The 13,344-nt window shown below is 65.5% G+C and carries 11 protein-coding genes; 3 read left to right on the top strand and 8 right to left on the bottom strand.

Translation table 11 applies throughout. The annotated features are described in order from the left end of the window. Positions 1-17 precede the first annotated feature (17 nt). Positions 18-401, bottom strand: a complete 384-nt coding sequence (locus HMPREF3014_RS07240; RefSeq protein ID WP_023087921.1) for a COG4315 family predicted lipoprotein — start codon at positions 399-401, stop codon at positions 18-20. A 176-nt stretch (positions 402-577) separates the two neighbouring features. On the opposite strand from HMPREF3014_RS07240, the gene phoB reads away from it, so the two are divergent. The 3 genes from phoB to HMPREF3014_RS07225 all read left to right on the top strand — a co-directional run bounded on the left by phoB (position 578) and on the right by HMPREF3014_RS07225 (position 4,114). Then, entirely contained in the window at positions 578-1,267 is a 690-nt protein-coding gene (phoB, locus tag HMPREF3014_RS07235; protein WP_003096653.1) for a phosphate regulon transcriptional regulator PhoB, read from the top strand. Between the two features lie 72 nt (positions 1,268-1,339). Beyond that, a complete protein-coding gene (phoR, locus tag HMPREF3014_RS07230) occupies positions 1,340-2,671 on the top strand; it encodes a phosphate regulon sensor histidine kinase PhoR (protein ID WP_017148679.1) in 1,332 nt (443 codons plus the stop codon). 102 nt (positions 2,672-2,773) lie between these two features. Further along, a complete protein-coding gene (locus tag HMPREF3014_RS07225; protein ID WP_003096655.1) occupies positions 2,774-4,114 on the top strand; it encodes a hemolysin family protein in 1,341 nt (446 codons plus the stop codon). Between the two features lie 34 nt (positions 4,115-4,148). On the opposite strand, the gene HMPREF3014_RS07220 is transcribed toward HMPREF3014_RS07225, so the two are convergent. From HMPREF3014_RS07220 to pstS, 7 genes are all read right to left on the bottom strand, one after another. After that, positions 4,149-5,048 (bottom strand): peptidoglycan DD-metalloendopeptidase family protein, encoded by a 900-nt coding sequence (locus tag HMPREF3014_RS07220; protein ID WP_003096656.1) that lies wholly within the window; start codon positions 5,046-5,048, stop codon positions 4,149-4,151. A 115-nt stretch (positions 5,049-5,163) separates the two neighbouring features. Continuing rightward, positions 5,164-6,066 (bottom strand): chemotaxis response regulator CheY, encoded by a 903-nt coding sequence (locus HMPREF3014_RS07215; RefSeq protein ID WP_023087922.1) that lies wholly within the window; start codon positions 6,064-6,066, stop codon positions 5,164-5,166. A 118-nt stretch (positions 6,067-6,184) separates the two neighbouring features. After that, positions 6,185-6,913, bottom strand: coding sequence for a phosphate signaling complex protein PhoU (gene phoU, locus HMPREF3014_RS07210; protein ID WP_003096661.1), 729 nt, complete (start codon positions 6,911-6,913; stop codon positions 6,185-6,187). Positions 6,914-7,008: 95 nt separating this feature from the next. Further along, positions 7,009-7,842 carry a phosphate ABC transporter ATP-binding protein PstB gene (pstB, locus tag HMPREF3014_RS07205; RefSeq protein ID WP_003096663.1) on the bottom strand — a complete coding sequence of 278 codons (834 nt, stop codon included), beginning with the start codon at positions 7,840-7,842 and terminating at the stop codon, positions 7,009-7,011. A 15-nt stretch (positions 7,843-7,857) separates the two neighbouring features. Further along, on the bottom strand, positions 7,858-9,534 hold the full coding sequence (gene pstA, locus HMPREF3014_RS07200; protein ID WP_003096667.1) for a phosphate ABC transporter permease PstA: 1,677 nt from the start codon (positions 9,532-9,534) through the stop codon (positions 7,858-7,860). Between the two features lie 19 nt (positions 9,535-9,553). Beyond that, positions 9,554-11,587 (bottom strand): ABC transporter permease subunit, encoded by a 2,034-nt coding sequence (locus tag HMPREF3014_RS07195; protein WP_077688114.1) that lies wholly within the window; start codon positions 11,585-11,587, stop codon positions 9,554-9,556. A gap of 422 nt (positions 11,588-12,009) precedes the next feature. After that, entirely contained in the window at positions 12,010-12,981 is a 972-nt protein-coding gene (gene pstS / locus HMPREF3014_RS07190; protein ID WP_003096673.1) for a phosphate ABC transporter substrate-binding protein PstS, read from the bottom strand. Positions 12,982-13,344 lie beyond the last annotated feature (363 nt).

The raw sequence follows: 13,344 nt of genomic DNA, 5'->3' as shown, positions 1-13,344 counted from the left end.
CGCAGGCCGGCGGCCGTCTAGTCCATGTCCGGCTGGGCGACGTGCCAGGCGCCCATCTTGCCGTCACCGTTCTTGTCGCCAGGCCTCTTGTCCTGGATGAAGGTATAAAGGGGCTTGCCGTAGTAGGCCCACTGCTGGGTGCCGTCTTCGCGAGCGACCAGGCTCCAGTCGCCGCTGGCCTGCGCTCCCTGGGCCGCTGCCAGCGGCGGCCAGTTCTTCGCGCACTGCCCGGAACAGGCGGATTGCCCTTCGCTGTCCTTGTCGTAGGTATAGAGCGTCATGCCCTTGCCATCGACCAGCACGCCGTCCTTCTCGGTGGCCGGCGCCACCGTTTCCTGGGCCAGCGCGGCGAACGCCGGCAGGGCCAGCGCCAGACCCAGCGCCAGGTGGATTCTGTTCATCGCGTCTCTCTCCTGTGTCTTCAGGTGGAGCGTTCGCCGCCCGCAGGGACGGCACCGGAACCTGTTGAGCATAGCTCCGCCGCGGGCAGTCGGCGGAAACTACGCCGTTGTGTCACATACCTGACACAATTTCGTTATCTAATGCGGCGCAAGACAGATCGACCCGAGGCAAGACCATGGTTGGCAAGACAATCCTCATCGTTGATGACGAAGCACCGATTCGCGAGATGATCGCCGTGGCCCTGGAGATGGCCGGCTACGAGTGCCTGGAGGCGGAAAATACCCAGCAGGCGCACGCGGTGATCGTCGACCGCAAGCCGGACCTGATCCTGCTCGACTGGATGCTCCCCGGCACTTCCGGCATCGAACTGGCGCGACGCCTGAAGCGTGACGAACTGACCGTCGACATCCCGATCATCATGCTCACCGCCAAGGGCGAGGAGGACAACAAGATCCAGGGCCTGGAGGTCGGTGCCGACGACTACATCACCAAGCCGTTCTCGCCCCGCGAGCTGGTCGCCCGCCTGAAGGCCGTGCTGCGCCGCACCGGGCCTGGCGACAGCGAGGCGCCGATCGAGGTCGGCGGCCTGCTGCTGGACCCGATCAGCCACCGCGTGACCATCGACGGCAAGCCGGCCGAGATGGGCCCCACCGAGTACCGCCTGCTGCAGTTCTTCATGACTCACCAGGAACGCGCCTATACCCGCGGCCAACTGCTGGACCAGGTCTGGGGCGGCAACGTCTATGTCGAGGAGCGCACCGTCGACGTGCATATCCGCCGCCTGCGCAAGGCGCTCGGCGAGGTCTACGAAAATCTGGTTCAGACTGTCCGCGGGACCGGCTATCGTTTCTCCACCAAGAGCTGACCCCGCTCCCGGCCGCCCGGCGGCCGGAGTCGTTTCCCCTGGACGGTCCGTGACGGACCGCCACTGGACAGGATGCAATCCGTCGTGAACCAAGACTGGCGTGGAGCGCTGATCCGCCACCTGCTTCTCGTGCTGGCCGCCAGCCTCGTGCTCGGCGTGGTCAGCGGCCATTACGGCTGGGCCCTGGCCCTCGGCCTGGCTCTCTACCTCGGCTGGACCCTCTGGCAGCTACTGCGCCTGCACCAGTGGCTGCGCAACCACCAGCCAGACGAGCCACCGCCGGACAGCTACGGCCTCTGGGGCGAAGTCTTCGACAATATCTACCACCTGCAACGCCGCAACCAGCGCGCCCGTGGCCGCCTGCAGGCGGTGATCGACCGGATCCAGGAGTCCACCGCGGCCCTGCGTGACGCGGTGATCATGCTCGACAGCGACGGCAACCTGGAATGGTGGAACCTCGCCGCGGAAAACCTGCTCGGCCTGAAGACCCCGCAGGACGGTGGCCAGCCGGTGAGCAACCTGATCCGCCATCCGCGCTTCAAGGAATACTTCGACCAGGAGGATTACCGCGAGCCGCTGGAAATCCCCTCGCCGATCAACGAGCGCCTGCGCCTGCAATTCCACATCACCCTCTACGGCAACCGCGAGCACCTGATGCTGGTCCGCGACGTCACCCGCGTCCACCAGCTGGAGCAGATGCGCAAGGACTTCGTGGCCAACGTCTCCCACGAGCTGCGCACGCCGCTGACGGTGATCGCCGGCTACCTGGAGACCCTCCTCGACAACGTCGAGGATGTGAACCCGCGCTGGCTGCGCGCCCTGCAGCAGATGCAGCAGCAGGCCGGACGCATGCAGAACCTGCTCAACGACCTGCTCCTGCTGGCCAAGCTGGAGGCCACCGACTACCCCGGCGACAACAAGCCGGTGGCGGTGGACGCTCTCCTCGTCAGCATCCGTAACGACGCCCAGGCCCTGTCCGCCGGGCGCAACCACCGCATCAGCCTGGACGCCGCACCCGCTGTGCAGCTCAAGGGCAGCGAGGCGGAACTGCGCAGCGCCTTCTCCAACCTGGTATTCAACGCGGTGAAGTACACCCCCGACGAAGGCGAGATCCGCATCCGCTGGTGGGCCGACGAACAGGGCGCGCACCTGTCGGTGCAGGACACCGGTATCGGCGTCGATCCCAAGCACCTGCCGCGCCTGACCGAGCGCTTCTACCGGGTGGACTCCAGCCGCGCCTCCAACACCGGCGGCACCGGCCTCGGCCTGGCCATCGTCAAGCACGTGCTGATCCGCCACCGCGCGCGCCTGGAAATCAGCAGCGTGCCCGGCAAGGGCAGCACCTTCACCTGCCATTTCGCCCCGGCGCAGGTCGCCGAGGCCGAGCGCAAGGCGCCGAAGTGAGCCTCGTCGCGGTGCCGCGCCGCCGGCGTCGGCACGGCCAAGGCTTGCAAGCGACGACACAGCCCCTCATTCTTAAGGGCCTTTTGGCTACCGCACACCCCCATGGACCCTTCTCCTAGTACCAGCATCGCCACCTATTTCGCCGATGCCGGCCTGATCCTCTTCGCGCTTTTCCTCGTCCTGCTCAATGGCTTCTTCGTCGCCGCCGAGTTCGCCATGGTCAAGCTCCGCGCCACCCGCGTGGAAACCATCGCCAAGCAGCACGGCTGGCGCGGCGCCATCCTGCGCAAGGTTCACAACCAGCTGGACGCCTACCTGTCCGCCTGCCAGCTGGGCATCACCCTGGCCTCCCTGGGCCTGGGCTGGGTCGGCGAGCCGGCCTTCGCCGAACTCCTGGAACCGCTGCTGGCGATGATCGGCGTGCATTCCGACGAACTGATCCGCGGGATCTCCTTCTTCACCGCGTTCTTCATCATTTCCTACCTGCACATCGTGGTCGGCGAGCTGGCGCCCAAGTCCTGGGCGATCCGCAAACCGGAACTGCTGTCGCTGTGGACGGCGGTGCCGCTGTACCTTTTCTACTGGCTGATGTACCCGGCGATCTGGCTGCTCAACGCCAGCGCCAACGCCATCCTCAAGATCGCCGGCCAGGGCGAGCCCGGCCCGCACCACGAGCATCACTACAGCCGCGACGAACTGAAGCTGATCCTCCACTCCAGCCGCGCCCAGGACCCCAGCGACCAGGGCATGCGCGTGCTGGCCTCGGCGGTGGAGCTGGGCGAACTGGAGGTGGTCGACTGGGCCAACTCCCGCGAAGACCTGGTCTACCTCGAGCACGACGCGCCGCTGGCGGACATCCTCGCGGTGATCCGCCGCCATAAGTACAGCCGCTACCCGGTCTGGGACAGCCACAAGGGCGAGTTCATCGGCCTGCTGCACATCAAGGACCTGCTGCTGGCGCTGTCCGCCCTGGACAGCCTGCCGGAGACCTTCGACCTCGACGAACTGGTGCGCCCGCTGGAGATCGTCACCAAGCACACCCCGCTGTCGCGCCTGCTGGAGCAGTTCCGCAAGGGCGGCGCGCACTTCGCCGTGGTGGAAGAGGCCGATCACAAGGTGGTCGGCTTCCTGACCATGGAGGACGTGCTGGAAGTGCTGGTCGGCGACATCCAGGACGAACACCGCAAGACCGAGCGCGGCATCCTCGCCTACCAGCCGGGCAAGCTGCTGGTGCGCGGCGACACACCGCTGTTCAAGCTCGAGCGCCTGCTCGGCATCGACCTCGATCATGTCGAGGCGGACACTCTCGCCGGGCTGGTCTACGACACCCTGAAGCGGGTGCCGGAGGAAGAGGAAGTCCTCGACACCGAGGGCCTGCGGATCATCGTGAAGAAGATGCGCGGTCCGAAGATCGTCCTGGCCAAGGTGGTCAAGCTCGACTGAGACGAGCCGGCGCCGCCACGGCGCCGGCGACTTTTCAAGGCTCGCGGACGATGGCGAAGTTCGGCAGGCTGTCGACCGGCTGGGCGAAGTCGTAGGGAATCGACTCCAGCGCCAGGCCGACGTTGCGCTGGATCACGAAGTGCAGGTGCGGCCCGCTGCTGTTGCCGGTGTTGCCGGAGCGCGCCAGCGGCGTGCCGACCTGGACCCGCTGGCCCTCGGCGACCAGTACCGAATGGCGCATCAGGTGCAGGTAGACGCCCATGGTGCCGTCGTCGTGCAGGATGCGGACGAAGTTGCCCGAGGGATTGTTGCCGCGCCCGCTCTGGTTGTTCTCGATCTTCACCACGGTGCCGCCGCGGGCAGCGATGATCGGCGTGCCCTCGGGCATGGCGATGTCCATCGCGTAGCGGCCCTTGGGGGTGAAGTGGCTGTACTTGCCATTGGCGCCCTGGGACAGGCGGAACGGCCCGCCGCGCCAGGGCAGCGGATAGCGATAGAGCAGCGGCTGCTGGCGCGGGTCGCCGAGCGCGTAACGCAGCTTCGGGGTGTAGCTCATCGGCTTGCCGGCCTTGCGCGGCGCCAGGGTCGCCAGGCGCACCTGGCTGCGCGCCGGGACCACCCAGCGAATCGGCCCGTCGGGCACCCCAACGGCATTGCGCGGGTTGCGGATCCGCAACTCGACCTCGACCGGCGCGTAGAGGTCGTTGCGCACCTGCAGGGTCTCGCCACCCGCGTGCTTCTTCGTCTCCAGCTTCACTTCCCGTTCCAGGTGCTCGACCATCCGGTCGCGGAAGACGAACACCTGCGCCCCGGCCACGGCGCGGTCGGAGTAGGTCACCACGCCATTGGCGTCGGTGTACTTGTAGATGGTCAGGGCCGCAGCCGGAGCTGCCGCGGCGAACAGGCCACAGAGAAGGAGAAGGCGCCCTAGCATGACTGCACGGATCGTGTCGTTCTGGTTATCCCGAATCGGCAAGACTAGCAGCGCTTTATTGCCAGGGCGAGACGACAGCGAGCGGGCTGTGAACGGATCGTCGGGAAAAAACCGCTCAGGCGCCGGGAACGTAGTGCTTCTGGGTACTTCCGCGGGCGATCAGGCGCGACAGGTAGTCGAGCTTCTGCGGGTCGCGGTCGACGAAACGCAGGGTCAACAGCAGCCAATCGCTATCCGGCTTCGGCTCCAGCCCGGCGATGGCGTGCAGGTAGCCGTTCAGGCGCGCCACGTCGCTGTTTTCCTCGAGGTCCAGCACCGCGCTTTCCAGCACCTGCGGCAACGGGTCGGCGCGCTTCACCACCAGTTGCGCTTCCTTCAGACTGACCGCCTTGATCACGCAGGGCATGCTGCTCTGCGGCAGGCGCAATTGCGCCTGCCCCAGCGGGTTGCCGCTGCCGGCGGGACGCGCGCTGGCCTGGGGAGCCGAAGCCGGCTTCGGCGCGGGGGCCGGTTTTGCCGGACTGGCGGCGGGCTTGATCACCTCGGCGCGACCACCGGTCAGGGCGGCCAGCGAATCGTTGGCCATGCCGCTGGCGATCTCCCGGCGCGGCGCGTGGGCCGCCAGGGCTTCCAGCTTGCCGCTGCGGCTCAGGGCCTTCTTGATCTTGGCCACCAGTTGGTCATTGGAGAATGGCTTGCCGATGTAGTCCGACACCCCGGCCTGGATCGCCTGGACCACGTTCTCCTTGTCGCCGCGACTGGTGACCATGATGAACGGGGTAGTCTTGAGGTTTTCCTGGGCACGGCACCAGGTCAGCAGTTCGAGGCCGGACATCTCCGGCATCTCCCAATCGCAGAGGATCAGGTCGACGTTCTGCCGACTGAGCAGTTGCTGGGCCTTGCGGCCGTTCACGGCCTCCTCGATATGAAGGCCGGGGAAGTTGTCGCGCAACCCTTTCTTCATCAGATCTCGGATGAAGGGGGCGTCATCCACCACTAGCGCGCTGACTTTGCTCATCGACTTCTCCTGGACAGGTCCGCCTAGGATAGCCTCCCCTGCTGGCAGGATGCCAAGCCTTGCTGCAGTCGCGCGAAGAAACAAGGCTCCAGGTCAAGGGAGCCTTGCCTGCGGAAGATCACTCGCCGCGGTTGTTCTCGACCTCTTCCTTCATGCGGGTCAGGCCGATGTGGCGAACGTCGGTGCCGCGAACCAGGTAGATCACCAGCTCGGCGATGTTGCGCGCATGGTCGCCGATGCGCTCCAGCGAGCGCAGGGCCCAGATGATGTTGAGCACGCGGGATATCGCCCGCGGGTCTTCCATCATGTAGGTGACCAGTTCGCGCAGGGCGGTCTTGTACTCGCGATCGACGGTCTTGTCGTACTGCGCCACGGACAGCGCCAGGTCGGCATCGAAGCGGGCGAAGGCATCCAGTGCCTCCTGCACCATCTTCTGTACCTGGCTGCCGATGTGCCGAACCTCGACGTAGCCGCGCGGCGACTCGCCTTCCTCGCACAGCTGGATGGCGCGGCGGGCGACCTTGGAGGCCTCGTCGCCGATCCGCTCGAGGTCGATCACCGACTTCGAGATGCTGATGATCAGGCGCAGGTCGGAGGCCGCCGGCTGGCGCCGGGCGAGGATACGCACGCACTCCTCGTCGATGTTGCGCTCCATCTGGTTGATCTGGTCGTCGATCTCGCGGACCTGCTGCGCGAGGCCGGAGTCGGCGTCGATCAGCGCGTTGACCGCGTCGTTGACCTGCTTTTCCACCAGCCCGCCCATGGCCAGGAGGTGGCTGCGCACATCCTCCAGCTCGGCGTTGAACTGCTGGGAGATGTGATGGGTGAGACTGTCTTTGTTGATCATGTGGGGAATCCTTCTGGAGCCGCTGCGACCGGTGACATCAACGAGCTACGGAGAGCGCCGGAGGCAGCGGTATCGCCGCGCCTCCGGACGCGCCGCTAGCCGTAGCGGCCGGTGATGTAGTCTTCGGTCTGCTTCTTCGCCGGGTTGGTGAACAGCGTATCGGTGTCGCCGAACTCGATCAGCTTGCCCATGTACATGAACGCCGTATAGTCGGAAACCCGCGCGGCCTGCTGCATGTTGTGGGTAACGATGACGATGGTGAACTTCGACTTCAACTCGTAGATCAGCTCTTCGATCTTCAGCGTGGAGATCGGGTCCAGCGCCGAGCACGGCTCGTCGAGCAGCAGCACTTCCGGTTCCACCGCGATGGTCCGGGCGATCACCAGGCGCTGCTGCTGGCCGCCGGACAGGCCGAGGGCGGACTCGTGCAGGCGATCCTTCACCTCCTCCCACAGCGCAGCCCCCTTCAGCGCCCACTCGACGGCCTCGTCAAGTACGCGCTTCTTGTTGATGCCCTGGATACGCAGGCCGTAGACCACGTTCTCGTAGATGCTCTTGGGGAACGGGTTGGGCTTCTGGAACACCATGCCGACGCGACGGCGCAGCTCGGCGACGTCGACGCCCTTGGCGAAGATGTTGTGGCCATCGAGGCGAATCTCGCCTTCGACGCGGCAGCCATCCACCAGGTCGTTCATCCGGTTGAAGCAGCGCAGCAAGGTCGACTTGCCGCAGCCGGACGGGCCGATGAAGGCGGTCACGCGCTGCTTCGGAATGTTCATCCGGACGTCGAAAAGGGCCTGCTTGGCGCCGTAGAACAGGTTCAGCCCGGGCACTTCCAGTTCGACACTTTCGGAAGCCAGGTCGAGGCTCTGGCGGTCGCGGCCGAGCGCATCGAAGTTGATGCCGTGGCTGGCGGTCTCGTTTTGCATGGGAAGCTCCCTCAATCAGTTTTCCAGGGCCTTGTACTTCTCGCGCAGGCGATTGCGGATCGCGATGGCGGAGAAGTTCAGCAGGGCGATCACCACGACCAGCAGCAACGCCGTAGCGTATACCAGCGGCCGTGCGGCCTCGACGTTGGGGCTCTGGAAACCGACGTCGTAGATATGGAAACCGAGGTGCATGATCTTCTGGTCGAGATGCACGTACGGATAGTTACCGTCGACCGGCAGCGACGGTGCCAGTTTCACCACGCCGACCAGCATCAGCGGCGCCACTTCGCCGGCGGCACGGGCCACGGCGAGGATCAGGCCGGTCATCATCGCCGGGCTGGCCATCGGCAGGACGATCTTCCACAGCGTTTCCGCCTTGGTCGCGCCGAGCGCCAGGGAGCCTTCGCGGACCGCGCGCGGAATCCGCGCCAGGCCTTCCTCGGTGGCGACGATCACCACCGGCACGGCGAGGATCGCCAGGGTCAGCGAGGCCCAGAACAGCCCGGGGGTACCGAAGGTCGGCGCCGGCAGGGCCTCGGGGAAGAACAGCCGGTCGATGGAACCGCCCAGCACGTAGACGAAGAAACCCAGGCCGAACACGCCGTAGACGATCGCCGGTACGCCGGCGAGGTTGTTCACGGCGATGCGGATCACCCGGGTCAGCGGCCCCTGCTTGGCGTACTCGCGCAGGTAGACCGCAGCGATCACGCCGAACGGGGTGACGATCAGCGCCATCACCAGGGTCATCATCACGGTGCCGAAGATCGCCGGGAAGATACCGCCCTCGGTATTGGCCTCGCGCGGATCGTCGCTGAGGAACTCCCAGAGCTTCTTGAAGTACACCGTCATCTTGGTGCCCAGGCCCATGGCGTTGGGCTGGTAGGCATGCACCAGCTTGCCAAGGGTGATTTCGCTCTCGCGGCCGCTGGCGTCGCGCATTACCACGCTGTCGCGGTTGAACTCCTGGTGCAGGCCGTTGAGCTGCTCTTCCAGGACCTTGTAGCGCGCCTGCAACTCGCTGCGCTCGGCGGCCAGGTCGGCCTGGGCGGCGGCGTCCAGCTTGCCGTCCAACTGCAACTTGCGCTCTTTCAGGCGCAGGCGCTCGAGACCGTGGTTGATCCCGCCGATGTCGCCCTTCTCCAGCTTGTAGAGCTTGGCGTAGAGGTCATCCACCCGCTGCATGCGCTTCTGCAGTTCGCCTACCGCGGCGTCGCCTTCGGCGACCACCTGGCCGTTCTCCTTGACGCTCAGCAGGTAGCCGTAGAAGTTGCCCCACTCGCGGCGTTCGAGAACCATCAGCGCTTCGGGACGCTTGATGTCCTGCAGCCACTCGCCGACGACCCAGGAGAAATCGCTGCCGTAAAGCTCGCGGTTGCCCAGCTTGAGCAGCTCGCGGGTCATGAATTCGGGGCCGGCCTCCGGGACCGGCATGCCGGCGCTGCGCAGGCGCGCGCGCGGCACTTCCTCGGCCTGGACCACCTCGCCGATCACGGTCTTGGCGGCTTCGCCAGGGATCTGGTAAGTCGCCTCGATGACGTTCGCCGGCCAGAAGTGGCCGAGGCCGCGTACCGCGATCACCGCCAGCAGGCCGATGGTCATGATCACCGCGATCGACACCGCGCCGGCGTTCATCCACACCCAGGGCGAGCCGCTGCCGAACCAGGCTTTGACGGTTTCCTGTTTCTGTTTCACAGAGCTATACCTCCGCCGCTTACAACGACGCGTATTTCTTGCGCAGACGCTGACGGATCAGCTCTGCCAGGGTGTTCATCACGAAGGTGAACGTCAGCAGTACCAGCGCCGAGAGGAACAGCACGCGGTAGTGGCTGCCGCCGACCTCCGACTCGGGCATCTCCACCGCGACGTTGGCCGCCAGGGTGCGCATCCCCTCGAAGATATTCACTTCCATCACCGGGGTATTGCCGGTCGCCATCAGCACGATCATGGTCTCGCCGACGGCGCGGCCCATGCCGATCATCAGCGCCGAGAAGATGCCTGGACTGGCGGTCAGGATCACCACGCGGGTCAGCGTCTGCCAGGGCGTGGCGCCCAGGGCCAGGGAGCCGTAGGTGAGGCTGCGCGGCACGCTGAAGATGGCGTCCTCGGCGATCGAGAAGATATTCGGGATCACCGCGAAGCCCATTGCCAGCCCGACGATCAGGGCATTGCGCTGGTCGTAGGTGATGCCCAGGTCGTGGCTCAGCCAGAGGCGCATGTCGCCGCCGAAGAAGGTGGTCTCCAGGTGCGGGCTCAGCCACAGGGCGAAGGCGCCGACGGCAAGCACCACCGGGATCAGCAGCGCGGCTTCCCAGCCGGCCGGCAGGCTCAGACGGATACGCTCGGGCAGGCGGCTCCAGAGCAGGCCGGCAAGAAGGATGCCCAGCGGCGTCAGCAACAGCAGGCTGAACACACCCGGCAGGTGGCCTTCGACGTAGGGCGCCAGGAACAGGCCGGCGAAGAAGCCGAGGATCACCGTCGGCAGCGCCTCCATCAGCTCGATCACCGGCTTGACCTTGCGGCGCATCGCCGGAGCCATGAAATAGGCGGTGTAGACGGCGGCCGCGATGGCCAGCGGAGCTGCCAGGATCATCGCGTAGAAGGCGGCCTTGAGCGTGCCGAAGGTCAGCGGCGAGAGGCTCAGCTTCGGTTCGAAGTCGGTGGTCGCGGCGGTGGACTGCCAGACGTAGGCCGGCTTGTCGTAGCTCTCGTACCAGACCTTGCCCCAGAGCGCGCTCCAGGAGATTTCCGGGTGCGGGTTGCTCAGGGCGAAGCGGTGGATCTTGCCACCCTGCTCCAGCAGCAGGCGGTTGGCCCGCGGCGACAGGGTGATGACCCCGGAAGAGTCGGCGACCGGCTGGACCAGCAGGGTACGGTGCGCGGTGCTGTGGAAGACGCCGAGGTTGCCCTTCTCGTCCAGGGCGATGAAGCCCTTGCGCCGTTGTTCCGGAGCGATGGCGCTGATCGGCGCGCCATCCAGATTGAAGTCGCGAACGTGCGACAGGCGCGGTTCGCCGTCGGTATCGCGAGCCATGAACCACTGGGCGATGCCACCCTTGGAGTCGCCCACCAGCAGCGAGATGCCGCCCAGCAGCTGGGTGCTCGCGGTGACCTCGGCGTTGGGGTCTTCCAGCAGCTTGTAGCGACCGTTCAACTGGCGGCTGTGCAGGTCGAACACATCGGCGGTGGCACGTCCGTTGATCACGTACAGCCACTGCTTGCGCGGGTCGAGGTAGATGGCTTTCACCGGTTCGGCGATCTGCGGGAGTTCGATGCGCTCCTCGTCCAGCGTGCTTTCGCCGGTCAGCATGTTCTCTTCCCGAGTCATGCTCAACAGCAGCAGTTGCTTGGCGACGGAGCCAGCCAGCAGCAGGCTGTCGTCGCCGGCATTGATGCTCACATGCTCCAGCGGGCGGCCCTGCGGATCGAGACCGATCGGGGTCTCGCCGTAGGGGAAGGCGATCTCCGGGGTGATGGTCTTCTTGTTGTCCGGGTAGGTGACCTTGTAGGTGTGCTGGAACACCAGCACCTGTCCGTTGGACAGGCCCAGGGCGACCGTCGGGCTGCCCGGCTGGTCCTGGGCGATCGAGCGGATCTCGCTGCCCGCCGGAAGCGGCAGAGCGACACGCTTCAGTTCGACACCGGTCTTGGCGTTGAAAAAGAGAATCTCGCCCTGGCCGCCGACGCGCATGGCCACCTGGTTCTGCTCCTCGATGCTGAGCAGCAGGGGCACCTGCGCCTGCTGCATCCAGGCCGGAGTCAGCGCTTCGCGGGTCTCCAGGTCGGCGCCGCGGAACAGGGGGAGCACGACGTAGGCCAGGTAGAAGAAGATCAGGGTGATCGCCGCCAGCACGGCCAGGCCGCCGACCAGCACGTACCAGCGGGTCAGGCGGTCCTTGAGGGCACGGATGCGGCGCTTGCGTTGCAGGGCTGGCGTATTGAAGTCAATCCGCTCGGGAGCAAGGGAGGAGTTCATCGGGGAGTTGGCCATGTCGTTCATGGGGTGACACCCTAAAGGCTCTGTATGACAGACAGATGACAGCAACATGACGCAACAAAGCCCGCCAGCAGAGCCTCGCTGGCGGGAAAGGCCGGCGGATCCTAGCGCCCGCCGGCAGAGCCTTCATGCCTGGACGGCCCATCGCTGGGCCATCCGCTCAAGTCACTGGATTACAGGCCCAGTTCCTTGATCGCCTTCTCGGCCACCTTGGCCGGCAGCGGGATGTAGCCGTCCTTGACCACGACCTGCTGGCCGGTCTTGGACAGAACCAGCTTGAGGAACTGAGCCTCCAGCGGGTCCAGCGGCTTGTTCGGCGCCTTGTTCACGTAGACGTAGAGGAAGCGCGACAGCGGATAGGTGCCGTTCAGGGCGTTCTGCTCGTTGTCCTCGACGAAGGCAGCGCCTTCCTTCTTGGCCAGGGCCACGGTCTTCACGCTGGCGGTCTTGTAGCCGATACCGGAGTAGCCGATGCCGTTCAGCGACTGGCTGACCGACTGCACCACGGAAGCCGAACCCGGCTGCTCGTTGACGTTCGGACGGAAGTCGCCTTTGCACAGGGCTTCTTCCTTGAAGTAGCCGTAGGTGCCGGAAACCGAGTTGCGGCCGAACAGTTGCACCGGCTTCTTCGCCCAGTCACCGGTCAGGCCCAGGTCGCCCCAGGTCTTCACGTCCTGCTTGCTGCCACACAGGCGGGTAGCGGAGAAGATCGCATCGACCTGCTGCATGGTCAGGCCTTTGATCGGGTTGTCCTTGTGCACGAAGATCGCCAGGGCGTCGACAGCGACCGGGACAGCGGTCGGCTTATAGCCGTACTTCTGCTCGAAAGCCTGCAGCTCGACGTCCTTCATCTTGCGGCTCATCGGGCCCAGGTTGGCGGTGCCTTCGGTCAGGGCCGGCGGCGCGGTGGAAGAACCGGCAGCCTGGATCTGGATGTTCACGTTCGGATAGAGGCGCTTGTACTCCTCGGCCCACATGGTCATCAGGTTGGCCAGAGTGTCGGAGCCGACGCTCGACAGGTTGCCCGACACACCGCTGGCTTTCTGATATTCCGGCAGCGCCGGGTCGATCGCGGCTACCGCGGAAGCGGCGCCTACGCCTGCGGCGACGAACGTCAGGGCCGCCATCAAACGCTTGAGTTTCATGCCTTGCTCCTTGGACAGGATGGGGTTGGATGGAACGGGGGCCAGTATCGTCAGGCCGCATGAAGACTCTATGAAAGGAATGTGACAGTTGGATGAAATGCCATCAGCCTTCCGACATTTTTCCGCAAGCCTTGGGAGAAGCCCTGCCACACCCCTAAAAGCCTGGAAACACAAGGGCTCCAGCCTTTCACGGAGGGGCCGGGGAGGCCCTCTGGAGCGCGTTTTCGATCCGCCTGGGGGAGGTAGCCGTCCATCCGTTTCATGCAGGATGGGTAGTTTCCAGGGCAATTGTGACAGTCGCCGCCGGCATTCGCAGTCGAGAAAAGAAGCGAGGAAGCACGCCTTTTTCCGCGCGCAAAAGCA

Origin of the sequence: Pseudomonas sp. HMSC065H01, from assembly GCF_001815235.1 — a bacterium.
In the GTDB taxonomy this organism is placed as follows: domain Bacteria; phylum Pseudomonadota; class Gammaproteobacteria; order Pseudomonadales; family Pseudomonadaceae; genus Pseudomonas; species Pseudomonas aeruginosa.
This window is presented reverse-complemented; position numbering and strand designations above follow the sequence as displayed.

Bases quoted from the DNA above. Each gene is read 5' to 3' on its own strand.
- HMPREF3014_RS07240 (WP_023087921.1), bottom strand. From the start codon at position 401: ATGAACAGAATCCACCTGGCGCTGGGTCTGGCGCTGGCCCTGCCGGCG.
- phoB (WP_003096653.1), top strand. From the start codon at position 578: ATGGTTGGCAAGACAATCCTCATCGTTGATGACGAAGCACCGATTCGC.
- phoR (WP_017148679.1), top strand. From the start codon at position 1,340: ATGCAATCCGTCGTGAACCAAGACTGGCGTGGAGCGCTGATCCGCCAC.
- HMPREF3014_RS07225 (WP_003096655.1), top strand. From the start codon at position 2,774: ATGGACCCTTCTCCTAGTACCAGCATCGCCACCTATTTCGCCGATGCC.
- HMPREF3014_RS07220 (WP_003096656.1), bottom strand. From the start codon at position 5,048: ATGCTAGGGCGCCTTCTCCTTCTCTGTGGCCTGTTCGCCGCGGCAGCT.
- HMPREF3014_RS07215 (WP_023087922.1), bottom strand. From the start codon at position 6,066: ATGAGCAAAGTCAGCGCGCTAGTGGTGGATGACGCCCCCTTCATCCGA.
- phoU (WP_003096661.1), bottom strand. From the start codon at position 6,913: ATGATCAACAAAGACAGTCTCACCCATCACATCTCCCAGCAGTTCAAC.
- pstB (WP_003096663.1), bottom strand. From the start codon at position 7,842: ATGCAAAACGAGACCGCCAGCCACGGCATCAACTTCGATGCGCTCGGC.
- HMPREF3014_RS07195 (WP_077688114.1), bottom strand. From the start codon at position 11,587: ATGCAGCAGGCGCAGGTGCCCCTGCTGCTCAGCATCGAGGAGCAGAAC.
- pstS (WP_003096673.1), bottom strand. From the start codon at position 12,981: ATGAAACTCAAGCGTTTGATGGCGGCCCTGACGTTCGTCGCCGCAGGC.